The following is a 26,642-nucleotide window of genomic DNA, read 5'->3' as shown; positions in this document are numbered from 1 at the left end:
GATAGTCAAACCATTTCCTACCATCTTATCATCTTTTGAGACTTTTGTCAGTTTTCGGATCTAGATAAAGCAAAAATGTCCGTTTTTTATGAAAAAATAAAAGAAAAATGCAAGAAAGGTGCGGAAATTCATCCACACCTTTCTATGAACCTTTTGCGATATAGCGGCTGAGTGAGCCTGCAAAGCTTTGAAGATTGAGACTTTGAACATAGATTTCCCCAGTGCCTCGGAAGGTGTTGACAACTCCTTCTCCCGTTCCGATCGACTGCCAGAAACCATTTTCCAGATGGATATTATAATCCAAGGACTGACTCCAAGCTACGACATGAGCATTATCAATGGTTACTTCTTGGTTATTTAGTTCAATTTTCCTAATCGATCCATAGGCATTGGCCAAGAGAGTGCCCTGACCTTGAGTCGTCATGACGAAGAGGCCACCTTGACCGCCAAATATTGCCTTGCCAACAGACTGGCGCTCCATCGTATAGTAAGCTGTACCGTCCAGAGCTAGAAAGGCACCGTCATTGAGCCGGTACTGCTTTTCTCCCAGATAAAGGGGAATAACTTGGCCGGGAACTTCTGGTGCTAAAGCTAGAAAACCGTTATCGGACTGGGCGACAGCTTGGGTGATGAAGGTACTTTCACCCGACACCATGGAACGGCCGACTGCCTTGACAAAGCGTCCCAAACCCGAACCGTTAGCATTGAGCTGAGTGTTCAAGGTTACATTAGGCGTGTGATAGACCATACTGCCACGCTGGATAAAGACTGTCTCTCCTTGATTGAGGTAGAGGTCAACGAGTGGAAATTGCATGTTGCTATCCATGGAAAATTGCATAAGAGTTCCCTCCTTGTTTTTAAGAAAATTATAGCAATAATAAAATATTTTTGCAATCTAAAACAAAGAAAATCATCCAGCAAAGACTTTTTTCAAGACTTCCCCAATTGTTGTCACACCGATGACTTGGATATTGTCTGGCACCTTGAGGCCGTTCAGAGAGTTTTTGGGAGCATATATCTTGGTGAATCCTAGCTTCGCTGCTTCGTTGATGCGCTGCTCGATGCGATTGACTCGACGGATTTCACCAGTCAGGCCAATTTCACCGATAAAGCACTCTTGAGGATTGGTAGGCAGATCCTTGTAGCTGGAAGCAATGGCTACCGCCACCGCCAAATCAATCGCTGGCTCATCTAGTTTGACACCTCCAGCTGACTTGAGGTAGGCATCCTGATTTTGCAGGAGGAGCCCCGCCCTCTTTTCCAGAACTGCCATGATGAGGCTGGCTCGGTTAAAGTCCAGTCCAGTCGTGGTTCGCTTGGCATTGCCGAACATGGTCGGTGTCACCAAGGCCTGCACCTCTGCCAAAATTGGCCGCGTCCCTTCCATGGTCACGACAATAGAAGAACCTGTCGCGCCATCCAGTCGCTCTTCTAGAAAGACTTCACTTGGATTGATAACCTCAACTAGCCCGCCAGATTGCATCTCAAAAATGCCAATCTCATTGGTTGAGCCAAAGCGGTTCTTGACTGCTCTCAAGATACGGAAAGTGTGCTGGCGTTCGCCCTCAAAATAAAGCACGGTGTCCACCATGTGCTCTAGCGTTCGAGGGCCGGCCAAAGTCCCTTCCTTGGTCATGTGGCCAACGATAAAGGTCGCGATATTATTGGTCTTGGCCAGTTGCATGAGCTCGGCTGTCACCTCGCGAACCTGAGAGACAGAGCCTTGAACACTGGAAATTTCCGGCGACATCACCGTCTGTATAGAGTCGATAATCAGAAAATCTGGCTTGATTTTCTCAATCTCCGTGCGGATGTTTTGCATATTGGTCTCGGCGTAGAGATAAAATTCACTGTCAATATCACCGAGGCGCTCCGCCCGCAGCTTAATCTGCTCAGCTGATTCCTCCCCACTGACATAAAGGACGGTGCCCTGATGAGAAAGCTGAGTGGACACCTGCAGAAGCAAGGTAGACTTCCCGATGCCGGGATCCCCGCCAATCAGGACCAAACTGCCAGGCACGACTCCTCCACCCAGCACACGATTGAACTCGTCCATTTCTGTCTTTGTCCGGTTGACATCAATCGAAGTGACCTCAGCCAGCTTCATGGGCCGGGTCTTTTCGCCTGTCAAGGAAACACGGGCATGCTTGACTTCTGAGGCCTCTACCTCCTCAACAAAAGAAGACCAAGAGCCGCAGTTGGGACAGCGGCCTAGGTATTTGGGCGAATGGTATTCACAATTTTGACAGACAAAGGTCGTCTTTTTCTTAGCGATGATAAACCTCTTTCTATATCTCTATCTCACACTCAATCACTTGGCAAAAATCAATTTGCTCATTTGGCACAAACTGACGGATCAGCATGCGATGGGCTACAAGGACTACTGTCTGGTAATCTCGATACTTTGCCATACAGTCTACAAAACGAGCCTTCATCTCCTCAGCCGTCTCATACTGAATAGGACTACTGGGGAGCAAGGCACCATTATTTTCTAAAAACAGGCTTCGAGCTTTTTCAAAGTTCCCTCTTCCCGTTTGATAAACCTGCCATTCGTGTAGCAAAGGCTCCACTCTCAAAGGAAGGCCAGTGGCACAAGCCACATAAGATGCCGTTTCTAAAGCTCGCGTCATTGCAGAAGACACCAGCAAATCAGCTGAACGCAATAAAGGATGCTGGCAAAGTTCCTGAGCCTGCCGTCTTCCCTGCTCAGATAAAGGCGCCAAATCCAGACCAAAGCCAGTATAAGAACGCTCCTCTAACTCATGGTAATCAGGCTCACCATGGCGCACAAAGATCACTTTCATCTCAATGCCCAGTAGAGCCAAATCCGCCGGTCCGCACACCGTTGGCTTCATCCCCATCCGCCATCAGAAATGGTGCGAAGACTGCCTGCACAATGCGGTCACCCACTTCCAGTACAACCTCTTGGTCCGTGATGTTCTGCATCTGAGCAAAGATATGGCCTTCATTTCCAGGATTGCCATAGTAGTCGCCGTCGATGACCCCAACGGAGTTAATTAAAACCAGGCCTTTTTTACGAGGATTGGACGAGCGGTCGTAAAGATAAAGCACCTCGCCCGGCTGCATATAGGCCTTGACACCCGTCGGAACCAGCTTAATCTCCCCCGGCGCAATGATGGTGCGCTCTGCTACTTTCAAGTCGTAGCCCGCTGCGTGAGCCGTCTCTCTCTTGGGTAATAAATCTTCATTTGGAAAGCTGGAAACCAGCTCGAATCCACGAATTTTCATACAGTCCTCTTTTCTATTTTTACTGTCCCTATTATACTAAATTCGCAAAAAACAAGCAAAAAAACCGCCGATTGGCGATTCTCCCTAGTATAGGCCTCTGATAATCTCTCCATCCTCTAGGTAGGTAAACTGCTCCGTCAAATCTGACGTGAAAACCTGATACATTTCCTGAAAGCTCACGGCCAGCGAGTAGCGGTCAAGGTCTTTGCGGTCAATCCAGAATACCTCGCCTTCTTCGGATGAGACCAGTTCTCCCTCAAAACGATTGGTCTTGTAAAGAAAAACGATATAGCGCTCATCTTTTTCAGTGTAAAACTGCTTGACACCACACAAGCGAGGCTCATAGATCGTCAGGCCCGTTTCTTCCTTGATTTCCCGTATCACTGATTTGACAAAGGACTCACGATGTTCAACATGACCGCCTGGAAAGCAGAGGCCGGTCCAATCATCATTTACTTTGTTTTGCACTAAAATGCGGTCTCCATCATAAACCATACACATATTTGTTAAAATAACTCGCTCCGCTCTTGACATCTCTGCTCCTCCATCTACCGACTGATTCGCTCGGCCTGCTGTGATTCATTATAACATAAAAGGCATCAAATTGATGAAAATCCAGATTTCTCAGCCCTTCCAGCAAAAAAACCGCCGATTGGGCGGTTCTTATAGGGAGATTATTATGAAAAAGAAAAGTTTTAGGATTTCATCAAATAAAGTTAGGAGGTCTTCATTTGATGGTTATATTATATAAAGCTTATCTTAAAATTAGCTAAAAATAATTTTAGATTTTATAATTCTTGCAAAAGATATTGAAATAGCTCTAAGTTGCCCTTTTCTTCGTTGATCAAAAACTCTGGATGCCACTGAAGGCCGATGATACGACTGCCATCCACAGCCTCAATCGCTTCGATGGTATTATCCCTTGGGTCAAAGGCAGTTGCTCGGAAATTAGGCGCCAAGTCCTTGATGCTTTGGCGATGGACAGAATTAATCTGGCTGGCCTGACCAAATAACCGCTCCACAACACTGCCTTTCTCTGTACGAATGGAGTGCGAAGTCCCAAATGGTTGCCCCTGCCAATGATTGTCAATCTGCTGATTAAGCGTGCCACCAAAAGCGACATTGACCAGCTGCAGACCACGGCAGATGGCCAAGACCGGCTTATCCTGACGAATAGCTTCCTTTAAGAGTGCCAGCTCAAACTCATCCCGAGGCAGATTGTAATCATCGCTATCGATGGCCTTTTCCTCTCCATAAAACTGTGGATGAACATTTTGACCGCCTGATAGAATGAGCTTATCAATGGTTTCTATATAGTCCTTGACCAGACTTTTATCCCCAACAGGAATCACCATGGGCAGACCGCCGACCAGCTTGATGCTTTCGGCAAATTTGCAAGATACAGATGAATGAATGTTTTTGCCCGCCTGATCCACTGGACAAAGATTAGCCGACACTCCAACAATTGTTCTGCACATAGATGATCCCTCCTTAACTTGATATAGAATATCTTACCATTCCACCTCTTAGCCGTCCAATAGTATTTTTTAAAGCTGGCCATAAAAATTTTTTATGTCAAGAACAGTTTTCCACAAAAAGGAATCTAGTAGCGACAGACAAGAAAAAATCAGCAGAAGTCCGCTGATTTCATTTTTCTAATTCAAGCATAACACTGACTGCGGCCAAGGCATAAAGCGGGGCAGTTTCAGCCCGCAGGATACGTGGACCTAGACCAGCGGAGACAGCCCCTGCTTGGCCAAAAGCTGCTATTTCATCTGGTGAGAGACCGCCCTCTGGTCCAAAGATAAAGAGCACTTTTGCGCCGGCTGCTAAGCCCGACAGAGCTCGGACCAGAGCTGCAGATTCTCCTGTTTTTGCCGATTCTTCATAAGCCACGATGATGCGGTCAAAGTCTGCCAAGGCCACCAGAAAATCTGCCTTTTTATCAAAGAGCCGAACCTCAGGAATCAGATTGCGCTTGCTCTGCTCCGCTGCTCCCTGAGCAATTTTCTCTAGCTTTTCGCTCTTTTTGGCTAGCTTTTTGCCATCCCACTTGGCCACCGACCAGTCCGCTGGAAAGGCCCAGATAGCATTGGCTCCCAGCTCCGTTGCCTTTTGGGTGATAAACTCTAACTTATCACCCTTGGGAAAGCCTGAAGCAATGGTCACTTGAACCGGCAACTCGGTATTGTCCGCCAGCTCCTCCAAAATTTCCAAACTCTGCTGGCTGGGATCCAACACCTGAGCCAGCCGTTTCACACCATCATCAAAGACCAGTGTGACTTGGTCGCCCTCTTTAAGCCGCATGACTGAAAACATGTGCTTGGACGTGTCCTTATCCGTGACCACCAGAGGAGACTGAGGAATTCCTTTTATAAAATACTGCTGCATCTAACCACCTATCACGCCTGAAATGTCCTGCGTTTTCTTAAAGACACAGGCATTCCATTCACCCTGAATCATATGCGTTTCAAGGAAAAATCCTGCCGTTTCTGCTGACTCGCGCACCATTTCCCACTTCTCAGAAATAATCCCACTCATAATCAGATAGCCCTCATCCTTGACCAGACGGTAGGCATCCTCTGTTAGATGGATGAGAATATCGGCCAAAATGTTGGCAACAATGACATCCGCCTCAATTTCTACGCCTCGGAGAAGATCCCCCGGTGCCACATGGATGTTCTCCATACCTGGATTGAGCTCAATATTTTCCTGGGCTACGCGTACTGCCACCTCGTCTAAATCATAGGCGTAGATGTCCTTAGCCCCCAAGAGAGAGCTGGCAATGGAGAGAACGCCGCTGCCCGTGCCTACATCCAGCACCGTTTCTCCGCCCCGCAAGACCTGCTCCAGTGCAAAGAGGCTCATCTTGGTCGTCGGGTGAGTGCCCGTACCAAAGGCCATGCCAGGATCCAGCTTGATAATCTTCTCACCAGCTGTCGCCTCGTAGTCCGTCCAGGACGGCACAATGGTCAAGTCATGGGTAATCCGAGCCGGCTCAAAGTATTTCTTCCAGTTGTCTGCCCAGTCTTCCTCAGCCAATTCCTGCCGAGTCAGCTGAATATCGCCCGTCTCCAAGCCAAAGCCATCCAGCTCAGCTAGTCGCTCATTGGCCTTGGCTGCAACAGCCTCTATATCCACCGAATCTGGGTAGTAGCCGGTAATCTTGACCCGCTCGCTCTGCTCAACTTCTGGAAATAGCTCGCCATACTGGTCAACCTGCCCCAGATAATCTGCGCTGTCATCAATAGCCACGCCCTGACTGCCCAGCTCAATCAGAATATTCGAGGCTGCTTCTTCCGCCTCCCGCTTCACTCCAATCGTTAATTCCTGCCACTTATCCATTTGATTTTCCTTCTCCATAAATTTGTTTCAAGACATTGTCCAACTTTTCTATTTTACCTGTCATATCCTGTTGTTTTTGTCTATTCTCTTTACCTTTTTGATAAACTACACTACCAGATAGAAGTGCAATAAAAAGGGAAAGAATATATAAAACACCTTGTGAGTTAATTCTTGTTAATTCAATAGCAACTATTGGGAGGTTAAGTACTTCAATTTTAAGCAAATTATTTCCAGTAATTTTTCCAAACAATCCAATCACTATAATTAAAATAAACAGCAAAGAAAGTCCGACTAGCCAAGAAATTGTACAGGATGATTTATCTTTATTTGACATTTTGTAATAACTATAACCATAGAAAGACGCAATAACAAAAAAGATAAAGTATAAAATATATCTAAATTTGAATATACAGAATTTAGTATCAAGTAAGCTAGTCAAGCTATCTCCGAAACATTTTTCAAGTAATACTACTAGCATAATCAAAAAAATAGTTAACATAACTAAAATTAAGATAGATTGCCAAATAGATGATTCATATGTCTGACTATTATCTTCCTGAAATGGAGTATATAACTTCTTGTTATCTCCCTGACGTTCCTCAGCATTGTTTGACATTTTATATTTCCTCTCTAATTAATAACTCAACATACTTACAATAAGCTTCTGCTACTATAGGATTATAGGTTTTGTTTTTATTTCTTTTACCGATAAAAAGATATTCTCTAGGTCCCATGGAACTTATATTTTCATAATGATACTTAAGCAAGAACATGGCAAAGAGACGTACGATTTTGGTATCAAAAACCCCTAGTGTGCTGATTTTATTTTCCTTCAGCTCCTCTGTCTCTAACACTTGGAACTGAAAAAACTTTGTTTTTTTGCTCTTTTTAAAAGACTCTTTTTCTTCCATCTGATACTTGCCACTAAGAATATAATCATCTAAATGTTTAGTCATAACATTACTAAACCAAGCAAAAGAATATTCTTCAACTGCTTTATCTTGTGGTAAGAATCTCAATGTTGCTCGTACCGTCTGTGCATGATCAAGAGTCAACTCATAGGTTGATGCAACTTCAAATAGTTTTTTACGCCATTCAGATTTAGAATCCAGCGAATCACTTAAATCACGATTTGACACCAGATACGTTACAAAAGCTGCAACTACTGCCCCTATAAAGGCAGCTAAAATTTCATTCATAATGCTCCTCTCACATTATCTTCCATACTTTTTGCTAATTAGTGTATAGCCTTACTAGGTAAGTCCTAGAAATATAGATTACTATATATCCTCCTAATACCTCGGATAAGGATAAAAGTCTGTCTCAGTCAAATCAGCTCTGCCATTTTCAAAAGCCTCAGCATTCCAAGCTAGCTCAAACTCTGCTGCCTCTGGATCTGCTAAGAAGTCCATGAGTGCATCGAGTCCAGACTCAGCTGTTTGGGTTAGAAAATCTACGAAATAAACCAGAAACTCCCGCGACAGACCCTTCTTAGGCTCGTAGGGCAGGGCTGCCAAATAGTCCTCAGCTTCAAAGTGAGACTTGGCCGGATTGTAGAAAAGCACAGCTTCCTCAAAGTAAATATCCTCAGCCGAGGCATTCCCCTCAGCATCAACCGTCTCAATAGCGCCGGGATTTTGCACCTCAAGGAGGAAGGCCACTTCCACTGCGTGATTCTTCTTGTCCCAGTTAATCTCATAGTCAAAAGGAAAGCTCTTCTCCATTTCCTCGTCCAATATCTCCAAAAAACCGTACTTAGCCATGATTTCCTCTTTTCATTGTGATAAAATATTACTATCTACAATAGTAACACAAAACGCTAAGAAAAACACTTGCAGAAAGGAAATCTTATGCCAGAAAACCTCGCCCTACGCATGCGACCGACCAGCATTGATCAGATCATCGGCCAGCAGCATCTGGTCGGCCCAGGGAAAATCATCCGTCGCATGGTTGAAGCCAACCGCCTGTCCTCGATGATTCTCTACGGGCCACCCGGCATCGGCAAAACCTCCATCGCCTCAGCTATTGCCGGCACAACCAAGTTTGCCTTTCGGACCTTTAACGCCACCGTAGATAGCAAGAAGCGCCTGCAGGAAATCGCTGAAGAAGCGAAATTTTCCGGTGGACTGGTACTCCTGCTGGATGAAATTCACCGCTTGGACAAGACCAAGCAAGACTTCCTGCTGCCGCTATTAGAAAGCGGTTTGGTCATCATGATTGGGGCGACGACGGAAAATCCTTTCTTTTCTGTCACTCCCGCTATTCGCAGCCGGGTTCAGATATTTGAGCTTGAGCCCCTCAGCAACGACGACATCCGGACAGCCATTCAGCTAGCCTTGACGGATAAGGAGCGAGGATTTGATTTCCCAGTGGAGCTAGACGATGAAGCTCTGGATTTCATTGCTATCTCTACCAACGGAGACCTACGCTCCGCCTATAATTCGCTGGATCTAGCCGTGCTTTCTACACCAGAAGATAGCAAGGGCATCCGTCACATCACGCTCGATGTCATGGAAAACAGCCTGCAAAAGAGCTATATCACCATGGATAAGGACGGGGACGGCCATTACGATGTCCTCTCTGCCCTGCAGAAGTCCATCCGTGGCTCCGATGTCAATGCCAGTCTCCACTACGCAGCTCGCCTCGTTGAGGCAGGAGACTTGCCTAGCCTAGCTCGACGCTTGACCGTTATTGCTTACGAGGATATTGGCCTGGCAAATCCTGACGCACAAGTCCATACCGTTACAGCTTTGGAAGCTGCCCAACGGATCGGCTTTCCTGAAGCCCGTATCCTCATTGCCAATATTGTTATTGATCTGGCTCTATCTCCCAAGTCCAATTCAGCCTATGTGGCCATGGACAAGGCCTTAGCTGACTTACGAAAGAATGGAAACCTGCCTATTCCCCGCCACTTACGCGACGGCCACTATGCCGGCAGCAAGGAATTGGGCAATGCAAAGGACTATCTCTACCCTCACTCCTATCCTGGCAATTGGGTCAAGCAGGACTATCTACCTGACAAGATAAAAGATGCCGATTATTTCACTCCCAATGAAAATGGCAAATACGAGCGAGCCCTTGGATTGACCAAGAATAAGATCGATGACTTAAAAAAATGATGGCATCGTTTGCAAAAAATCACATTTTTCTCTTGAATTTTTCAAAATTTATGGTATTATAATTATAGAAACGCTGTGGTGTACGACTTCACACTTAAGTGTTGACCGACTATTTTTTGTATTATTAGGGAAACAAAAGACTTCTAACAGCGTGCAAGCCGTGTCACGCGGAAGCAGCTTCAGTTAGAGCGAGTTGCCCACCTGCTTAATTGCGCGGGTTCAATACAAATCGTGAAGGTCCGGCACCAATACAGCTTTTTCTCTTGCCTCCTTAGCTCAGTTGGTAGAGCAGTAGACTCTTAATCTATGGGTCGCAGGTTCGAGCCCTGCAGGGGGCATAGAAAGTATGACTAAGAAAGCCTATTCTGTAGGCTTTTTTACTTGCTCTGAAATCATTCTGCCCCATCATTTGCCCCACATTTTTTATGAGCAATCTTTGCGAACATCTCTGATTTGAAAATTTTCTCCTCTAAAGTATGAGCCTATACTTCCACTAACCTTGAAATATCTCGATTCCCTAAAATTTTTGCGATAACTCCAAGGTCAACATCTTTGGAGCATAGAGAGCTAGCCTTTTGTCGTGATAATTGGATAAATGTTCAACTCATTTAAGAGAACACTCAAAGCTTTATTGACACTTGCAATGTCTGGTACCAAGTGAATATATCCATAATGCTGAAAAATCATTTTATACCTATTCTTGATTCCTAGCTCTTTATTAGCCTTCTCCTGTTCAATTTTTAGGACTTGTAATATCTTAATACATTCTTCGTCTATCGGTACCATCCGAATAGACGTTTTGTTTTTTGGAGGGACAAATTTATGAGAAAGGGTATTAAACCTCCTATATGTTTTTAGCAGTCCTCTGTCAAAATCAACTTCATTCCAAGTTAACGCTATTAACTCTCCAAACCTCATGCCTGTTTTTAATAGAAAATAGACGATATAAGGAACAATTGAACGTTGGTAATCAAATTTTCTCTTTACTGCTAAAAGTAAATCCAGATAGTCCTTTTCTGTATGTAAATATTTCTCTTCTGTCATCTGTTGTTCTTTGGATGAAAATAACTCGACATGTTGTGTAAAATCATCTATTAGAACTTTGTCTGCAATTGCCATTTGGATGCTCTGATGAATTCCAGTATTTAATCTACCAAGAAAATTTCTACCAACTGTTTGCCCATACTTATTCATTATTCTTTGGTATTCACTCGCACGAATTTGAGTGACTTTTTTATTTCCAAATAATCTTTCAATTGTGTTTTTACGGAGAAGATATTTTTTCTTTGTCTCTTCCGACCTACTACTCGGTAGAATTTTTAGTTCAAGCCATTCTTGATATAGATCGACAAGAGAAATATCTCTAGAAATTCTTTTCCCTAAACGAAGTTCTTGCAGAATCGGTTCAGCTTCTGACTCTGCAAGTTTTTTTGTTTTAAAACCGCTATTATGAGCAACAGTTTTTCCTTCGTTACGAATTTCATAGGTCCATAAGTTACTATCTCCTCGCTTTCGATAACGAACACTTGCCATATTACGCCACCTCTGTTCCTAGAATCTCATTTACAACACTTTTTGGAACAACCATCAAACGTTTGCGATTATAAAATGTATAGCCTCGTGATACAAGTAATTCTCTTGCCTGATGAATGATATCATTCGCTGTATGAGGGCGATAGCCCATTTCAATTAATTCTTTGTTACTAATTAAATTATTATCCATAGTTATCCTCCTTAATTATTTTCTAAATTCAGAAACTCGCCTACAAGTAGTTTTAATTCTATATTTAATTTAGGGAGATTCTGTATTAATACTTCTTTTAATTCTTCCGCAAATTGGTTCGTTTCTTCTCTCAATAGTTTGCGGACTCTTGTTTTTTTCTTTTTGATGCTGTCTGATTTTAAATTTGGAAAAGCTAATGATAACAGTTCAGGATTGTTGAGAAAGATAATTGTAAAGGCTCTTTGATCCACTCGAATATGATCTAGCTTATAAAACCCGAAATTATCAAGTCTACTCATAATATCTTGGACCATCTCCTCACCAATCGCTTTGGTTCTGAGTTGGAACTCTAGTCTCCACCAAAACGGATTCACATCCAAATCTAGCTTCTCTTCTCGCTTGTGAGCAATGATTTCTTTATTCTTATCATATAACCTAACTTGTACATTACTACCGCTAGAACCCCAATATTTCGTCTCTAATTCGCCCCCTCGACCATAGAAGACCTTATGTGTAACACCACCTTTAATATGTTGCAAATTAACGATTTCAGGCCTGTTGAAAATGTCAAATGCCAAATCAAAACGAGACAAACGTACCGTCAATGAATTCAATCTGGCAAAGTACATTAATTGCCTCCATACTTTCATTCCATCAAATTCTTTTAAAGTGTTAGGATTGAAATCAATCCGAATCAATTGTTCACCTCCATAAGTGGATAATTGAAAAAATATAATATTGATTGAATCATACTCATTAAGATCCTTAGCTAAAGCAAAGACATCATCTCGCACGTTATCATGTATTTCAAATGCGTCAACTCTTGTACTTATTGCCTGTTTCAGATTTTTGAAAATTCGTCTTAGGGAACCAGTGTCTGTATCCCAGATAACCGTTAATCTATCAATACTGACATCTAGTCGCTGTACTAATTCTCCTACATCACATCGTTCTTGAATGCTTCTTAAATCTTGTAAAGAAACCAACAAAATTGTCCCCCCTTCTTTTAGATTTTTTAGGTCTCAGAAACACCGTCAAATCAACGTTTGCTCGTTCCGTCGTTCTTTGGACGTTGTCCTAAGTGTACCTTTTTGCTGGCTGTTAGAATAGCCAACTTTTGCTTGGCTAGAAATTGTCTGGACGGCAGTCTTCGGGACTTCGCCTGACTTCCCGTCAGGCTCGCCCTTGTCCTTGTCCACACAATTTCTAGCTCTAAGGCTTCGAATAGTCATAAGTCATCGTCTCATCCTCAACTTCCTCCTCACTCACTGTCCCTAAACTTACGAGCTATTTTTTTGTATTATTTATAACTTATTTATAAGTTATAAATATATTTTATAAAAAATATTTTAAATAGTCAACTAAAAACTTGATTTGTAAGTTTATAGGTGATAAAATAAGTTAAAAATAAAAGAATAGGAGTTTTCCATGACCTTTATTATTCAAAATTTTGGACCCAATTTGGCACGCCTACGCATAGAAAAAGGAGTAAGTCAAACTCAACTAGCTGAAGATTTAGGAATTGGTAAACAGTCCATCTCTGATTACGAAAAACAAAAAAGCTATCCTACCTTTGCAAATTTGGATAAGATAGCAGAATATTTTAATGCAACTCCAACCCAACTCTTTGGAACGAGTAAAGAGATTGAGTTAGAAAAGAGTGTTCTTGAATCTAATGAATACTCTGATAAAGTAAGTGAGATTTTAAAAGCTGTCAAATACATCGAAGATTTTCTAGAAACTGATGGACAGTACTTAGAGGATTTACTTTACTTAACAAGAGGCAACCAACTATACACAGAAGATGGAGATGAGTTGTATATTGATCCAACTTCTCAGAAAAGAACACTTCATAACCAATATGAACCTGGTTTTATTGTAGCAAGGGATAAATCTCCACTAGAACTCTTAATTGAAAATAAGGAATTGTTTGATAAATAGAAAAAGCGAGGATAACCTCGCTTCAGATTGAAGTTAAAATCTTTAGAAGACACTTTTATAAGGACTTTGTCTTCAATCTGTGAAAAGGAGTGAAAACTCCTTTTCTTTTTGTAAGTCAGACTGAAACTTCCAAATTGTTTATTTATTTTATTGACATTTTCTATAAAAATAAGTACAATAGTTTTATTAGCAAACTATACTATACTATATAGAGGGTATTGAAATGAAATTTTCTAATCGTTTACTGCTATTCCTTGCAGGAGTTGTTTTTGTCCTTTTAGGACTTTTCCTATTTACAAACCCAGTAGCTAATCTTGTTGCTTACAGCTGGTGGATTGCATTTAGTTTACTGGTTTCTTCTATAGCAGCTATTTTAGGCTATTTCTCTGCACCAAAAGAGCTTCGCTCACCTGTTTATCTTTTCCAAGGATTTGTTAGTCTTCTCTTAGCTCTTTACCTCGTTGCTTATGGCTTTTTGACCCTGCCGGTCGTCATTCCGACCATTGTAGGAATTTGGTTAATTGTAGAAGCCATTATTGCTTTCTTTAAAGGCAATCGTATAGGATTGATTTTCCCTATTATTGGTAGCAATATCACGTGGGTAGCCTTGCTTGAATTTTTACTAGGTCTAGTGATTCTGTTCAATCCAGTGGCTACAGGTGTCTTTGTCGTTTATGTCATTGCCTTTGCATTTTTAGTTACTGGCTTCACCTACATTATTGAGGTCTTTCGTAAATAGTCTAGTTGCTATTTCTATCGCATTCAAAAAAGCTGGGAAATCATATTCTCAGCTTTTTTGTCTCTTTAATTATCACTTTTTCGCATTCCATTCTGCGTAGAATTGCTCCAAGTATTCTTCCAAAAAGTGATGGCATAGTGCTCTAGCATTCGATAAGTTGCAATAATAACCGGTCGAGAACGGGGCATCGACTCAATCATACCGAAAATAAAAGAGCGAATGTTATCTGCAAAAAGAAAGCTTAGATTCTTTGCGATTTCAACAAAAAAAGCACTGTTTGTACTGACCCCAAAAAGTTAGACAAGTAATTTAAGTGAAGGATTTAGTTCTGTATTTCACAGGACTAATGTAAGTGGCTCATTTGGACTATCCTCCTGTTTTGTTTTGTCACTTACAGTATAGTCCTTTTAGGCTTTTCTTGTATTTTGAGTTTAACTAGCACCACGGGTATTATTTTTCCTTTTACTTACCAGATAGAAGTTAAAACTTAATTGAAAAGAACCATTTAATTTAACTAATGAGAGAAATTTTCGAAAAAAAATTAACAGACTGAAGAGACTGAGGTAATTAGGAATCGGTAAACAGTCCATCTCTGATTACGAAAAACAAAAAAGCTATCCTACCTTTGCAAATTTGGATAAGATAGCAGAATATTTTAATGCAACTCCAACCCAACTCTTTGGAACGAGTAAAGAGATTGAGTTAGAAAAGAGTGTTCTTGAATCTAATGAATACTCTGATAAAGTAAGTGAAATCTTAAAAGCTGTCAAATACATCGAGCATTTCCTACATACTGATGGACAGTACTTAGAGGATTTACTTTACCTAACAAGAGGCAACCAACTATACACAGAAGATGGAAAAGAGTTGTATATTGATCCAACTTCTCAGAAAAGAACACTTCATACCCAATATGAACCTGGTTTTATTGAAGCAAGAGATAAATCTCCACTAGAGCTCTTAATTGAAAATAAGGAGCTATTAGATTAAATAAAAAAAGCGAGGATATCCTCGCTTTTCTATTGTAAAATCTTATTCTTCAGTTCTTCCGGTTGCTTAGTTGCATTGAACTCAACTCGTTTTGTTGTTCCATCTTTCTCAGTATGATAATAACTTGAATGTTTCAACACCCATTCTTTATTACCAATCATCAAACACTCCGCCTGTAAGTTGGTACATGAGGTAAATGTGTCCAAGGTTTTTACAATTCGCGCCACATAAAGTTATTTAAGCATATCCTTTTCTTTCATTACCATTTTCTGTTATAATGTATTGTATTTCTAAAGTAGAAAGGTATTAATATGACAACTCTTATTAAGCATAAACGTGTAGAATTTTCAGAACTATTTTATGACCTAGTGTTTGTTTTTGCAATTTCAAAAGCAACTGCTTTAATTCACCCTCTTCATAGCGGTGTTGTGGCTTGGGATTCTTTACTTGATTTCTTCATCTCTGTCATGGTTATCATCAATTCCTGGATGATTCAAACCATTTATACCAATCGCTATGGAACAAACTCGTTATTTAACATGGTAATCATGTTTATCAACATGGGACTTATGCTCTTTATGTCCAATATGATTGGATACAATTGGAAACAATGGTTCTATTATACCTGTTGGGCTGTTGGTACATTGACCCTTACCTTATTTTTTCAATATTTGGTTGAATTTTTTAGAAAATCAACCGATAATACTGATCGGGAAAGTATCAAAGGTTTTCTATGGTTAACAGGTCTAGGAAGTTTAGGAGTCTATCTGGCAGCTCTTTTTCCTATTTACGTTGGAGTCTATATCTTTATTGCTAGTATTCTGCTAACATTTATTGTGCCAATTTTCTTGATTACTAAAGATGAGCATTTCCAGGTAAATCTTCCCCATTTAATCGAGCGCGTCTCCCTTCTTGTGATTATTACGTTTGGAGAGATGGTTGTTGGGCTAGCTAGCTTCTTTACAGTCGAGAATTTCTCGATTTATTCGGTTCTCAATTTCGTTATCATGCTTTCCCTGTTCTTGTTTTATTTTGGCGAATTTGACCATGCTATTGATGAAGGATCTAGTCAAAAGGGATTATTTGTAATTTATAGTCACTATCCTATTTTCATCGGGCTTATGTTGATGACAGTTTCGATGGGTTATCTCCTGAATCCCGAGGCTAATCTTCTCGTTGCAATCAGCTTCTTTTATATCGGAATTGGCCTCTTCCAAGCTGCTGTCCTAGCAAATGGGCCCTATAACAAAAACTATCTTCGCTATCCGAGAAGTTACTACTGTGCTCAAGCGACACTCTATCTGGCTGCCTTGATTCTCTCTTTGCTTTCCGCTTCTAATCCTATAACAGTGTTGAGTATTGCAACCATTTTTACTCTAGCTATAGCCATTCATTTTATTTATTTTTATGTGACACAGAATAAAAAATATTCCAAATCTAACTGGGGGTTCTTTTAATGAGTTTATAGCATTAAAAAAGCCTTGGTTTTCCAAGGCTTTTTTTTCATTAATTTGTTTTTCCATTTTATCCTCCGATTTGAACTCGCACTGACATTTATTTATAACAACACTATATATCTAGTATGGCATAATCATTAGGTATTATAGATTTTCAAACCAAATGTGAGTCATTCGTTTTTGCCCCACTTTTGCCACGTTTTTAAAGCCTGACAGTGAAAACACCTAAAAGTATTTCCCTAAAATCAGCTATATTTCAACACTTTTGTTTATTTTCAATATGAAAAGTTCTTACAAATTCATGCAGGGGGCATAGAAAGTATGACTAAAAAGCCTTGGAATCCAAGGCTTTTTCATTATTTTACAAGCTTTCGTCCCATTATCCGTACAATAAAAAGGCTTCAAACCATTGTTTTGGATCAATAGTTTGAAGTCTTTTTTACTTTATTGTTTTCAAAAAAGTTGTACTTTCTTTGATGTGTCCTACATCATGCCGCCCATCATGCTTGGATCCATAGCTGGTGCTGCTGGCGCAGGTTCTGGCTTATTGGCCACAACAGCTTCTGTTGTCAAAATCAAGCTAGCAACTGAAGCGGCATTTTGCAGGGCTGAGCGCGTCACCTTAACTGGGTCAATGATTCCAGCTTCAATCATGTTCACCCATTCGCCAGTCGCTGCGTTAAAGCCTGTACCAGCTTCAGAGTTTTTCAGGCGGTCGATGATGATAGAGCCTTCAAAACCAGCATTCAAAGCGATTTGACGGACAGGCTCTTCCAAAGCGCGGAGGACGATGTTCCGGCCAGTCGCTTCATCGCCTGTTAAGTCAAGGTCAGCTACTGCATCTAATACGCTAACAAAGGCTGTACCACCACCTGACACGATCCCTTCTTCTACTGCGGCACGAGTCGCATTAAGGGCATCTTCAATGCGGAGTTTCATTTCTTTAAGTTCGGTTTCGGTTGCAGCACCGACCTTAATCACAGCTACACCACCGGACAATTTAGCCAGACGTTCTTGCAATTTTTCTTTATCAAACTCAGAAGTTGTACTTTCGATTTGCGATTTAATAACGGCCACACGGTTAGCAATGGCTTCTGGATTACCAGAGCCTTCCACAATCACAGTGCTATCCTTGTCAACAGTTACTTTAGAAGCTTGTCCAAGCGCTTCAATGGTCGCATCTTTGAGCTCCAGACCAAGGTCTTCTGTAATCACTGTACCACCAGTCAAGATGGCAATGTCTTCCAACATAGCCTTGCGACGGTCACCGAAACCTGGTGCTTTAACAGCCACGACATTAAAGGTACCACGAATCTTGTTAAGAACCAGTGTTGGCAGAGCTTCACCATCCACATCATCTGCAATGATCAAGAGCGGACGGTTGGTTTTCAAAATACTTTCCAACAATGGCAAAATCTCTTGAATGTTAGAAATTTTCTTGTCTGTAATCAAGATATAAGGGTTGTCCAGATCAGCCACCATTTTTTCGCTATCCGTCACCATGTATTGAGACAGGTAGCCACGGTCAAACTGCATTCCTTCTACGACATCCAGCTCTGTTTCCATCCCTTTGGACTCTTCGATGGTGATAACGCCATCGTTGCCAACTTTTTCCATAGCTTCAGAGATGTACTCGCCGACTTTCTCGCTGCGAGAAGATACGGCAGCAACCTGAGCAATTGCTTCCTTGTTAGAAACTGGAATCGCAGTTTCTTTCAGAGCGCTGACAGCAGTCGCAACTGCTGCTTCAATTCCGCGGCGGATACCGATTGGGTTGGCACCCGCAGTCACGTTTTTAATCCCTTCTCGGACGATAGCTTGGGTCAAGACAGTAGCAGTCGTTGTTCCGTCTCCAGCGATATCATTGGTTTTTGAAGCCACTTCTGACACTAGCTTAGCACCCATATTTTCAAAATGGTCTTCCAGTTCGATTTCCTTGGCAATGGTCACACCGTCATTGGTGATGAGGGGTGAACCAAAAGATTTTTCCAAAACGACATTGCGACCTTTAGGGCCCAAGGTTACCTTGACAGTATCTGCTAGAATATCCACACCACGAACCATTGCGCTGCGTGCATCTGATGAAAATTTAATATCTTTTGCCATTTTTAAACCTCTTTCTTAGATTTTTACTCCACAATTGCAAGAATGCTTGCTTCCCCAACAACCAAGAATTTCTCATCTTGATCTTTGACTTCAATGCCAGCATGACTTTCAACTAAAACCTTATCACCTGGCTTGACACTTGGTGCAACCAACTCTCCGTTCAACGTACGGATTCCTTGGCCAACTGCAATAACTTTTGCTTCTTTTGTCGCGTCCTGTCCTGCACCAGCAATGACAAAGCCACCAACTTTCTGTTCTTTTTCTTCTACTTTTAAGACCACACGGTCACCTAATGGTTTTAACATCTTTTTCCTCCAAAGATTGAATTTTAGCACTCTATGACATCGAGTGCTAATCTATAGTTATTATTTTATCACTTGGTCAGAAATAGTCAAGAAAAAACTTTGCCGAATGACAAAGTTTTTGGGGAAATTAATTGGAAACATTATTGAGCTAACTTCAGTTTCTCTTCAAAATCATCAATCACTTTTTGCAGATTTAGTCTACCCTTGTAGATGCCATAGCCAAAGACCAGCATGACAAGAATTCCCAAAATAGCTAAGATGACTCCTACGATAAACAGAAGCAGATTAGTTCGATGAAAGAGATAAATCAGGACAAAACCGATACTGGCAATGGTAAAGAAAAGACTAAACCAGCGTCCGAGATTTTCAATCATATGCTTCTGGTATTGAATTTCTGTTTCATAGCCTTGAATCAATTCTTGTTCTGTCATGATTTTTCCTCTTTTTCTTAATATTGGAGACCTGGGTTAAAGAAGCCAGCCAGTACTCCAAGAAAGGCGATAACAACCAGAATGAGCATCACTTTGATTGGAGAAAGGTTCTTCTTGGCCATGAGCCACCAGCAAAATACGATAAAAACAGCTGTTAAGAGACCTGGGTAAACACCGTCTAATTTATCTTGTAAGACAAGGTAAGGCTCTTTTTCACCCGGATTGGTCAATTGGAAGGCAGTTTTGATAGGTACCCAAGTTGCTGCAACAGCACCGATAACCATTCCGCCGACAATCCCAACAGATTTACGGATAGCTTGCCCTTGTTCTCCTACTAGAAATTCAACGGCCTTGTCTCCCAATTCATAGCCTTTAAAGTAAGCGAAACGCATACCGAAATAAGCCAGCAGATTCCAAACTAGGATATAGAAGATGGCACCGACAGGTGAGCCTCCATTTGAAAGCCCCATTGAAATCCCTAAAATAACTGGAATCAAGGTTCCAACGATCAGAGAGTCACCGATACCAGCAACCGGCCCCATCAAGCCAGCCCGAAGTCCGTTGATGGTTTCGTCATTTACTGCTTCTGCACCATTGGCACGCGCTTCTTCCAAACCAGCTGTGATCCCAACGACCAGAGTACCCAGCTGAGGTTCCGTGTTGAAGAAGGCTGTATAAGTGTGCATAGAACGCGCTTGCTCTTCTTTTGTATCGTACAATTCTTCCACGATTGGTAGCATAGAAGTCAAGTAACCAAAAGTCTGCATGTGCTCTTGAGAGAAGCAGGTCAAGTGACCATAGTACCAGTGGTGGAATGATTTGGTCAGTGTTTTTTTAGATATTTTTTTAGTTGCCATCTTAGATATCCTCCTCGTCATCATCGTCAAAATCACCTACTGCCACAGCACTAGCTTTGACATTTTTCGCCATCTGTACTTCATAGAAGAGCAGGGCAAAGATCAGTGATACAACTGCACTAGACACAAGGTTGAGGCCAAGTGAGGCAGCCAAGGTAAAGCCAACGAAGAATGGGACAAAGTCTGTCACTTTTTCAACGATTTGTTTCAAGAGAATCGCAATACCGACACATGGGAGGAGAGAACCTACTGTGAAGAGGGTTTTCATTGGTAGACCATCCATTGGGAGGGCATCTTTCAGAGCTGTAACAGCATCAGCACCGTAACGGCAAAGAATCAGTGTTGGCAAGAAAGAGAAGAGGAAGTGGGAAACCCATGGCAGATACCAGTCAACCGCATACAATTTTTTGTATTCTCCCTGTTCGACCGCTTTCCAGCCCATGTGTTGCCATACCAAGTTCATTGTTGCTGTTCCGTAGAAGAGAACAGTTCCCAGCGTACCAACCAGCACACCCATTGATTTTGCAAAGTCAGCAGCCTGCTGAGCATCTGAAATCCCTTGTGACTTGATCGCAACCATTGCCAAAGGAATACCGATATAAGAAACTGCACGGACATCGGCAGAAACAGTACCGCCAGGGGTTACCAGTGCGATATACACCAACTGCATGGCTACCCCACAGATAATCCCGAGGCTCACATCTCCTAAAATTAAACCACAGACGAGTCCTCCGACAAGCGGACGTCCAAGTGTATAGTTACCAATACTTGAGCCACCCATACCCGGCATAGAAGACAAACTAGCAAAGATACCGAGGATTGCGGCTTGCAACCAAGAAATTGTCATAATCTTTCTCCTTTAAGTAAGATCGAGCAGTAGCAGGAGCTCGGTTCCAACTCCTTCAAATAGACCTTGCTTGGCAAGGCTATCGAAAGTCCAAAACCGTGTCCCGCTTAACTTCTGCCCCTGTTTAAAAACCAAATTTAGATTTGAAATCGCTCCAGTAACCGATGGAAACATCTGGAAGCAGCTGGAATTTTACCTTGTAGCCTGCTTTTTCAATCGCTTCGATCGCTTCAGCTTCTTCTTGTGTGATGGATTGATTGTTGCCCAGCTTGACAGCTCCTGGACGGTCATTGGCTGGTCCGACGATGATTTCTTTGACATTACCTGGCACAAAGCCTTGGTCCACCAAGATTTCTTTCATATCAATCGGATTTTTGGTAATCAAGAAATAACGGCTGTCAGATTCGGTTACCTTGCCAGATTTTTCCTTGAAGGCTTCCTTGGTCCAAACGAAAGTTTTCTTGTCAGAAGCCCCTTTGTAGGCTTGAATCAAAACTTTGTTGCTGGCTGCTGCATCATTGATTGCAATCAGCCCATCACAAGGATATTCCTTAGCCCAGCGAGTGACCGTTTGACCGTGGATCATGCGGTCGTCAATCCGTACAAATGTTACTACCATTTTAAATCTCCTATCTAAGTTAGTAAATGAATAACTTTTTAAATGTCGTCATCTTCCTCATCGTCATCTGATGAGACTTCAAACTCCTGTAAGGCTGCTGTCGCTTCTGAAAGAATCGTCTGTGCAAGATCTTTGCCTTCCAGCATATCCTTCATCACAAGGCCAGTGAGCCCCATCGTCAGATTCAGCCCTCCAAGAATGACTGTCGAATCTAATTTGCCTAACTCTGCTAGGACACTAGCCGCTGTGGTCAAAGGACTGCCTCCTACAATATCGGCTAAAACCAAGACTGAATCATCTGCTTCTAAACCTGCCAAGGCTTGGCGGAAATCAAGAGCAAAATCATCTACTGATTTTCCCTCTTTCAGACCCACGGCGATGATTTGGTCTGTTTTATCACCAGCAAACATCTTCAAGGAGCTTTGTACGCCTTCAGCTAGCCCCCCATGACTGACCAGTACAAGATATTTCATCTTTCCTGCCTCCTTATTTTCTTGATTCTATTGTACACAAAATGAAATCGCTTCCCTATTGTCAAATGTCACTTTGAAAAGATGACAAATGTGAGTTTAGATGTGACAAATGTCATATTGGTCTAGTCACCCGTGGCTTTTTTTCTAACTTAATTAGAAATAAAAAAGAAAGCAGAAAATTATCTGCTTTCTATTTCTATTTGAATGCTCGGCAAGGCACTGTCAATCTCTTGATTTCCCAGAGCTTCCTTAATCAAATAATCAAGCCTTTCCAAGGTCTGCCGATCGACTTCTTGTCCAATATCTATGATAGAACGCTCCATCATACTATTTAGCCTCTCAGAAGTCAGAGAATCCAAGCCGAAGTCATCTGCCTGCAAGATTTTTCTGGTTTGCTGACTTTTCACGACAGAGGGCAAGACTGATGTTCCCTGCGATTTTTCAAACAAGGTCTGCTGGCTCTCTTTGTCTTGTGACAACAAGAGCATAAATTCCCAAGCCAGCTTCTCTTGCTTAGTGTTGGAAGACATGCCAAAGAGGGAAGTCTTGACCTGCGTTCCCATCACCTTGCTATTGGCTGTTGGCATCGGGATACAGGTCCAAGAAAAGCTAGAATATTTGGCAACATGATAAGGATAAGGCTTGTAGGTCCGATACTGGGCTAGACTCATAGGATAGAAGGCTACTCGCCCCTCATCAAAGTCATGAGAAGTCACCTTATAATGCTGGCTGAGCATATCTAACTTGCTCATAAAGGCCAAGGCTTGGTGCAACTCTGCGCTGTCTACATTGATACCAGATTTATCAGTAAGATGGCCGCCGTAAGCTACCAGAGCCTGCTGCCAAGTATAATCTGTAATACCGTACTGATCCACCACACCATCGCCATTGGTATCCTTGGTTACTTTCTTGCAAATCTCATAGAAATCTGCCAGGGTCCAACCTGACTCAGGAATGCTGATTCCTTCTTTTTCAAGCAGGTCCTTATTGACACACATCATGATAGGATTGCTCTCAACTGGAAGAGCATAGCTGACTCCCTGATATTGTCCAGCTTCATAAGCGACGGGATAAAAGGCTGTCCGTTCATCATCCGTTAGGAGGGTATCCAAGGATTTGAGGGCACCAGCTGAAGCCAACATGCTAAAGTCATTTTCTGGCACCATGAAAAGATCTGGCTGTTCGCCTTTTAAAACCTGCTCTGCCAACCAGTCAGCGTAATCCTTCTTGGGAATCCCGCTTTCGTAAACAACCTTAACATGAGGATGTGCCTTTTCAAACTTTTTAATCAGGCTGTCCATGGCCTTGTTTTCACGACTATTTGGAACATCCCAGCTAGAGCCCGCATAGACACCGATGCGTAGGACTTTTTCATGACTAGACGACCAAAGTGCAAAGCTTAAAATACCTGAAACAAGAACCAAAACAAGAACAACCAAATGTCTAAGTCGCCACTTCATTTGTCACTTCCCTTGCTAAAGTCTCGCTGGGTGACTCCGGTCTGCACGGCCCAGATAGCCAGCTGAGTCCGGTCGCGCAGATTCAGTTTAGATAGAATCCCTGATAAGTAGTTGCGCACGGTCCCTTCCGACAGATAAAGCTTAGCTGCAATCTCCTTATTAGAAATCCCAAAGCCAATCTGCTGGATAATCTTCCACTCCGTCCGGCTCATGTCCTCTACATTTTCCTCTGACACCGTGATAGCAAAGTTGGACTGGGCCATCTGTGAAAAGATTTTGAAGACCTTGGTGGCAATATTAGGATTAATCATAGCTCCGCCTCGATAGACTGTCTGAATGGCTTCGTGGAGCTCTTCTGTCGAAACCCCTTTGAGAATATAGCCAGACGCGCCGTATTTGAGAGCGGAAAAGATAAATTCATCGTCATCAAAGGTCGTCAGAATGATAATCTTAACATCCGGATACTGTTCCTTGACAGCCTTGGTACAGAGTACACCGTCCATGATCGGCATACGGATATCCATCAAAATTACATCTGGACGTACCCGATGAAGCTTTTCCAAAACTTCCTTGCCATCTCCAACTGTCCCGACTACCTCGATGTCAGCATGAGCGGACAGGATGATTTGCAGAGACTCACGAATCAAGGCCTGATCGTCTGCAATTAAAACTTTAATCATTCCAACCTCCTATTTTGGGGATTTCAATGTAGGTATAAAAGCCATCTCGATTTTCAAAATGAACCTTCCCACCGATAATAGCCAACCGTTCCTGCATTTGCTTCAAGCCATAGCCATAATGCAATTCATCAAAACCTACACCATCATCTCGAATGGTCATAATATAATTTTCTTTTTCTAACAACTCAATCCAAACGGTCTTGGCGTGCCCGTGACGCACAGAATTGGTAATTGATTCCTGCACGATGCGAAACACAATATCTTCTTTGGCAATATCTAAATCGATCGTATCCCATTCATAAAGAAAATGGATATCCAAGTTGGAAATGGCTTCATACTCTCGGATAATCTTTAACAAAGCTTCTTTCAAACTATTATTCTCCAAAGTTCCCGGCCGCATTTTATTGAGAGAACCTCGAACATCCCGAATCCCGTCACGAACGACGACCGAGACATTATTGAGCTGCTCCTTGGCCCGCTCGGTATCAATATCTACTAGTACCTTGATGGCATCAATTCCCGCTGAGATACCCGTCAAAGCATGGCCCAGTGTATCATGAATCTCACGAGCAATCCGCTTTCTTTCTCGGTCTTCAGCAATTTTTTCTGATAAGGCTAGATAGCTGTTCAACTCCCGATTGGCCTGGGAAGCCATGCGAAGTTCCTCCTCAATCCGGTGCCGCTCTGTAATCGCCGACATGATATAAAAGAGCAAGGAAATCATAAAGACAACAATATTTAAGGAGAAAAGAAAGTTCTTACCAAAAAGCAACAGCAAACGTATAGATTCTGGATAAAAACGAATATAGGTATCCAATGAAGGCAGTTTGACAAAGAGTGACAGCAGGTCGTAGTTTGACAATAGCAACATACTGAAACTCAAGATAATAAAGGAAAACCAGTATTTTTTATCCTTGGAGGCATTGAACTCCTTAGATCCATAGAAAATATCTGCAAAAACGAGAAGAATCAGCCCATTGTAAGACGAATGCAAAGCAGTAAAGATGACCAGCATCAGTAAAATCTCAATCATGGTCACCTTATCATAAACGGATAGCTGATTGGGATGCTTTTCCCGATAGTACATCACCAGCAATAGGCAGGCATAAAAGATAATGGAAATCAGAAAAATGAAACTGGGAGATCCTGGAATGGCATCTAAGCGCTCCAAAAGCGAGTGACTGAATCCTCTTGTTACGACATAATTAGTTGCAAAGAGGTAAATCGAAGCATTATAGACAATGGCTATAAAATTGATGACCATCAGAGCTATTTTACTGTAAAAAATGCTTTTGTTTGGTTTCATTACTGCCACCCTGTAATTGTATACTCGCTGATATTGTCCTTGTTTATCAAACGGACTGGTATCAAATACTGGCTATCACAGGACTTCTTTTCCCGCAGCAGCTCAATCACTTCTGCCACCTTTCGTCCCATCTGAATAGGCGACTGGGCCACTGTTCCTTGAATGTCATTCGTATTGGCTAAAAAATTCTTAATATCTGGAGAGCCGTCAACCCCATAGATATAAATTTTTTCTGCAACACCTTGATCTTTGATTGCTGCCAAGGCACCGATTGCTGCACGGTCATTAAGAGCCATAACAACGTTAAATTCCAAGCCATTATCCAAGACATTTTTGACCTGAGGCATGCTTTCTTCGGTCTGTCCCAAAGTCTCCAGCTGAGAAACGGTTCGATAGCTTGAGTGTCCCTTGATCGTATCCAGAAAGCCCTGTAGCCGGTCCATAGCTGAGATGGCATTCTGGTGTTCAAGCAAGAGAATATTCGCCTCGGGAAGCCGACCCATCATATCTTTAGCAATCAAAACTCCCGCTTGATAGTTATCCGACACGATAGTCGTGTCAACGACTACTTGCTTGCTCATCGGCGCATCCACCACGATAATGCGGATGCCAGCTTTTTTAGCTTCATTCAAAGCCCTGATAATATCTGGACTATCACTCTTTACTGGGTTGATGACGATGACATCCACTTTCTCTTTGATAAAATAAGCAATTTGCTGACTCTGCTTTTTTTCATCCAATTCCGAATCACGAACATAGAGCCGACTCCCCTGTTGATTGGTTTTTTTCTCCAATTCAGCATTCAAGGTTTGATAAAAATCATTGTTCATGGTCATATAGGTCGCCCCGATTTTCATTTGATTGCTATCGGGCATACTAGCCTTAGAATAAATAAAAGTAAGGCAACAGATTACCAGCACAAAAATAGACCAGAGAGCACATTTCTGGCAAGTCTGAATCCTCTTTTTCCCCTTACTTGATCCCATTTCTATCTC

Annotated in this window: 30 protein-coding genes, 1 tRNA gene and 1 pseudogene; 6 read left to right on the top strand and 26 right to left on the bottom strand. The window is 42.1% G+C overall.

What is annotated here, in order from left to right; translation table 11 throughout:
* Nucleotides 1–142: 142 nt before the first annotated feature.
* The 11 genes from A0765_RS01740 to A0765_RS01690 all read right to left on the bottom strand — a co-directional run bounded on the left by A0765_RS01740 (nt 143) and on the right by A0765_RS01690 (nt 8,357).
* The gene (locus tag A0765_RS01740; protein WP_005591607.1) at nt 143–838 is read right to left on the bottom strand and encodes a TIGR00266 family protein; all 696 of its coding nucleotides are present in this window, start codon (nt 836–838) and stop codon (nt 143–145) included.
* Nucleotides 839–910: 72 nt separating this feature from the next.
* On the bottom strand, nt 911–2,278 hold the full coding sequence (radA, locus tag A0765_RS01735; RefSeq protein ID WP_081108111.1) for a DNA repair protein RadA: 1,368 nt from the start codon (nt 2,276–2,278) through the stop codon (nt 911–913).
* Nucleotides 2,279–2,288: 10 nt separating this feature from the next.
* A complete protein-coding gene (locus tag A0765_RS01730) occupies nt 2,289–2,855 on the bottom strand; it encodes a histidine phosphatase family protein (RefSeq protein WP_257000784.1) in 567 nt (188 codons plus the stop codon).
* Nucleotides 2,806–3,249, bottom strand: coding sequence for a dUTP diphosphatase (locus A0765_RS01725; RefSeq protein ID WP_062004369.1), 444 nt, complete (start codon nt 3,247–3,249; stop codon nt 2,806–2,808). The genes A0765_RS01730 and A0765_RS01725 overlap by 50 nt, the downstream gene beginning before the upstream one ends.
* A gap of 84 nt (nt 3,250–3,333) precedes the next feature.
* A complete protein-coding gene (locus tag A0765_RS01720; RefSeq protein ID WP_062004368.1) occupies nt 3,334–3,783 on the bottom strand; it encodes an 8-oxo-dGTP diphosphatase in 450 nt (149 codons plus the stop codon).
* Nucleotides 3,784–4,037: 254 nt separating this feature from the next.
* The gene (locus A0765_RS01715; RefSeq protein ID WP_062004366.1) at nt 4,038–4,727 is read right to left on the bottom strand and encodes a gamma-glutamyl-gamma-aminobutyrate hydrolase family protein; all 690 of its coding nucleotides are present in this window, start codon (nt 4,725–4,727) and stop codon (nt 4,038–4,040) included.
* Between the two features lie 169 nt (nt 4,728–4,896).
* A complete protein-coding gene (locus A0765_RS01710; protein WP_062004364.1) occupies nt 4,897–5,640 on the bottom strand; it encodes a 16S rRNA (uracil(1498)-N(3))-methyltransferase in 744 nt (247 codons plus the stop codon).
* Nucleotides 5,641–6,594 carry a 50S ribosomal protein L11 methyltransferase gene (gene prmA / locus A0765_RS01705; protein WP_062004362.1) on the bottom strand — a complete coding sequence of 318 codons (954 nt, stop codon included), beginning with the start codon at nt 6,592–6,594 and terminating at the stop codon, nt 5,641–5,643.
* Nucleotides 6,587–7,210 (bottom strand): hypothetical protein, encoded by a 624-nt coding sequence (locus A0765_RS01700; RefSeq protein WP_062004360.1) that lies wholly within the window; start codon nt 7,208–7,210, stop codon nt 6,587–6,589. Before A0765_RS01700 ends, prmA begins: the two co-directional genes overlap by 8 nt.
* Nucleotide 7,211: 1 nt before the next feature.
* Nucleotides 7,212–7,793, bottom strand: coding sequence for a hypothetical protein (locus tag A0765_RS01695; RefSeq protein ID WP_062004358.1), 582 nt, complete (start codon nt 7,791–7,793; stop codon nt 7,212–7,214).
* Between the two features lie 93 nt (nt 7,794–7,886).
* The gene (locus A0765_RS01690) at nt 7,887–8,357 is read right to left on the bottom strand and encodes a DUF3013 family protein (RefSeq protein WP_062004356.1); all 471 of its coding nucleotides are present in this window, start codon (nt 8,355–8,357) and stop codon (nt 7,887–7,889) included.
* An 87-nt stretch (nt 8,358–8,444) separates the two neighbouring features.
* Between A0765_RS01690 and A0765_RS01685 the strand changes: the two genes are divergently transcribed.
* Complete coding sequence (locus tag A0765_RS01685) at nt 8,445–9,713, top strand: replication-associated recombination protein A (protein ID WP_062004354.1); 1,269 nt, start codon at nt 8,445–8,447, stop codon at nt 9,711–9,713.
* Nucleotides 9,714–9,978: 265 nt separating this feature from the next.
* Nucleotides 9,979–10,051 (top strand) — tRNA-Lys (locus A0765_RS01675).
* A gap of 144 nt (nt 10,052–10,195) precedes the next feature.
* On the opposite strand, the pseudogene A0765_RS01670 reads toward A0765_RS01675, so the two are convergent.
* The 4 genes and pseudogenes from A0765_RS01670 to A0765_RS10415 form a co-directional block, all read right to left on the bottom strand.
* Nucleotides 10,196–11,246 (bottom strand): annotated as a pseudogene (locus A0765_RS01670) (tyrosine-type recombinase/integrase).
* A gap of 1 nt (nt 11,247) precedes the next feature.
* Nucleotides 11,248–11,436, bottom strand: a complete 189-nt coding sequence (locus tag A0765_RS01665) for a DUF3173 domain-containing protein (protein ID WP_000369785.1) — start codon at nt 11,434–11,436, stop codon at nt 11,248–11,250.
* Between the two features lie 11 nt (nt 11,437–11,447).
* Complete coding sequence (locus tag A0765_RS01660) at nt 11,448–12,425, bottom strand: replication initiation protein (protein WP_062004352.1); 978 nt, start codon at nt 12,423–12,425, stop codon at nt 11,448–11,450.
* A 45-nt stretch (nt 12,426–12,470) separates the two neighbouring features.
* A complete protein-coding gene (locus A0765_RS10415; protein WP_002927025.1) occupies nt 12,471–12,668 on the bottom strand; it encodes a hypothetical protein in 198 nt (65 codons plus the stop codon).
* A 196-nt stretch (nt 12,669–12,864) separates the two neighbouring features.
* Between A0765_RS10415 and A0765_RS01650 the strand changes: the two genes are divergently transcribed.
* From A0765_RS01650 to A0765_RS01635, 4 genes are all read left to right on the top strand, one after another.
* Nucleotides 12,865–13,377, top strand: a complete 513-nt coding sequence (locus A0765_RS01650; protein ID WP_002919839.1) for a helix-turn-helix domain-containing protein — start codon at nt 12,865–12,867, stop codon at nt 13,375–13,377.
* Between the two features lie 223 nt (nt 13,378–13,600).
* Nucleotides 13,601–14,116, top strand: a complete 516-nt coding sequence (locus A0765_RS01645) for a DUF308 domain-containing protein (RefSeq protein ID WP_062004350.1) — start codon at nt 13,601–13,603, stop codon at nt 14,114–14,116.
* Nucleotides 14,117–14,689: 573 nt separating this feature from the next.
* Nucleotides 14,690–15,106, top strand: coding sequence for a helix-turn-helix domain-containing protein (locus A0765_RS01640; RefSeq protein WP_071788307.1), 417 nt, complete (start codon nt 14,690–14,692; stop codon nt 15,104–15,106).
* Between the two features lie 311 nt (nt 15,107–15,417).
* Nucleotides 15,418–16,563 carry a low temperature requirement protein A gene (locus A0765_RS01635; protein ID WP_062004348.1) on the top strand — a complete coding sequence of 382 codons (1,146 nt, stop codon included), beginning with the start codon at nt 15,418–15,420 and terminating at the stop codon, nt 16,561–16,563.
* A 483-nt stretch (nt 16,564–17,046) separates the two neighbouring features.
* Here the strand turns inward: A0765_RS01635 and groL are convergent, their stop codons facing one another.
* From groL to A0765_RS01580, 11 genes are all read right to left on the bottom strand, one after another.
* Entirely contained in the window at nt 17,047–18,669 is a 1,623-nt protein-coding gene (gene groL / locus A0765_RS01630) for a chaperonin GroEL (protein ID WP_062004346.1), read from the bottom strand.
* Nucleotides 18,670–18,692: 23 nt separating this feature from the next.
* Nucleotides 18,693–18,974, bottom strand: coding sequence for a co-chaperone GroES (gene groES, locus A0765_RS01625; protein ID WP_048766103.1), 282 nt, complete (start codon nt 18,972–18,974; stop codon nt 18,693–18,695).
* 140 nt (nt 18,975–19,114) lie between these two features.
* Nucleotides 19,115–19,405: a hypothetical protein gene (locus tag A0765_RS01620; protein WP_005591588.1), complete on the bottom strand. Its 291-nt coding sequence runs from the start codon at nt 19,403–19,405 to the stop codon at nt 19,115–19,117.
* Nucleotides 19,406–19,422: 17 nt separating this feature from the next.
* The gene (locus A0765_RS01615; RefSeq protein ID WP_039975565.1) at nt 19,423–20,262 is read right to left on the bottom strand and encodes a PTS system mannose/fructose/sorbose family transporter subunit IID; all 840 of its coding nucleotides are present in this window, start codon (nt 20,260–20,262) and stop codon (nt 19,423–19,425) included.
* 1 nt (nt 20,263) lies between these two features.
* A complete protein-coding gene (locus A0765_RS01610; RefSeq protein WP_005591586.1) occupies nt 20,264–21,109 on the bottom strand; it encodes a PTS mannose/fructose/sorbose/N-acetylgalactosamine transporter subunit IIC in 846 nt (281 codons plus the stop codon).
* Nucleotides 21,110–21,233: 124 nt separating this feature from the next.
* Nucleotides 21,234–21,728, bottom strand: coding sequence for a PTS sugar transporter subunit IIB (locus A0765_RS01605; protein ID WP_062004344.1), 495 nt, complete (start codon nt 21,726–21,728; stop codon nt 21,234–21,236).
* A gap of 38 nt (nt 21,729–21,766) precedes the next feature.
* Complete coding sequence (locus A0765_RS01600) at nt 21,767–22,201, bottom strand: PTS sugar transporter subunit IIA (RefSeq protein WP_062004342.1); 435 nt, start codon at nt 22,199–22,201, stop codon at nt 21,767–21,769.
* 179 nt (nt 22,202–22,380) lie between these two features.
* Nucleotides 22,381–23,661: an ABC transporter substrate-binding protein gene (locus tag A0765_RS01595; protein ID WP_062004340.1), complete on the bottom strand. Its 1,281-nt coding sequence runs from the start codon at nt 23,659–23,661 to the stop codon at nt 22,381–22,383.
* Nucleotides 23,658–24,341, bottom strand: coding sequence for a response regulator transcription factor (locus A0765_RS01590; protein WP_045500388.1), 684 nt, complete (start codon nt 24,339–24,341; stop codon nt 23,658–23,660). The genes A0765_RS01595 and A0765_RS01590 overlap by 4 nt, the downstream gene beginning before the upstream one ends.
* Nucleotides 24,334–25,647: a sensor histidine kinase gene (locus A0765_RS01585; RefSeq protein WP_048766093.1), complete on the bottom strand. Its 1,314-nt coding sequence runs from the start codon at nt 25,645–25,647 to the stop codon at nt 24,334–24,336. The genes A0765_RS01590 and A0765_RS01585 overlap by 8 nt, the downstream gene beginning before the upstream one ends.
* Complete coding sequence (locus tag A0765_RS01580; protein WP_062004338.1) at nt 25,647–26,633, bottom strand: substrate-binding domain-containing protein; 987 nt, start codon at nt 26,631–26,633, stop codon at nt 25,647–25,649. Before A0765_RS01580 ends, A0765_RS01585 begins: the two co-directional genes overlap by 1 nt.
* Between the last annotated feature and the right edge of the window lie 9 nt (nt 26,634–26,642).

It is taken from the genome of Streptococcus cristatus, assembly GCF_001588905.1.
GTDB lineage: Bacteria > Bacillota > Bacilli > Lactobacillales > Streptococcaceae > Streptococcus > Streptococcus cristatus_N.
Note: the sequence above shows the minus strand (reverse complement) of the source record. Positions and strands in the feature narration are given on the sequence as shown.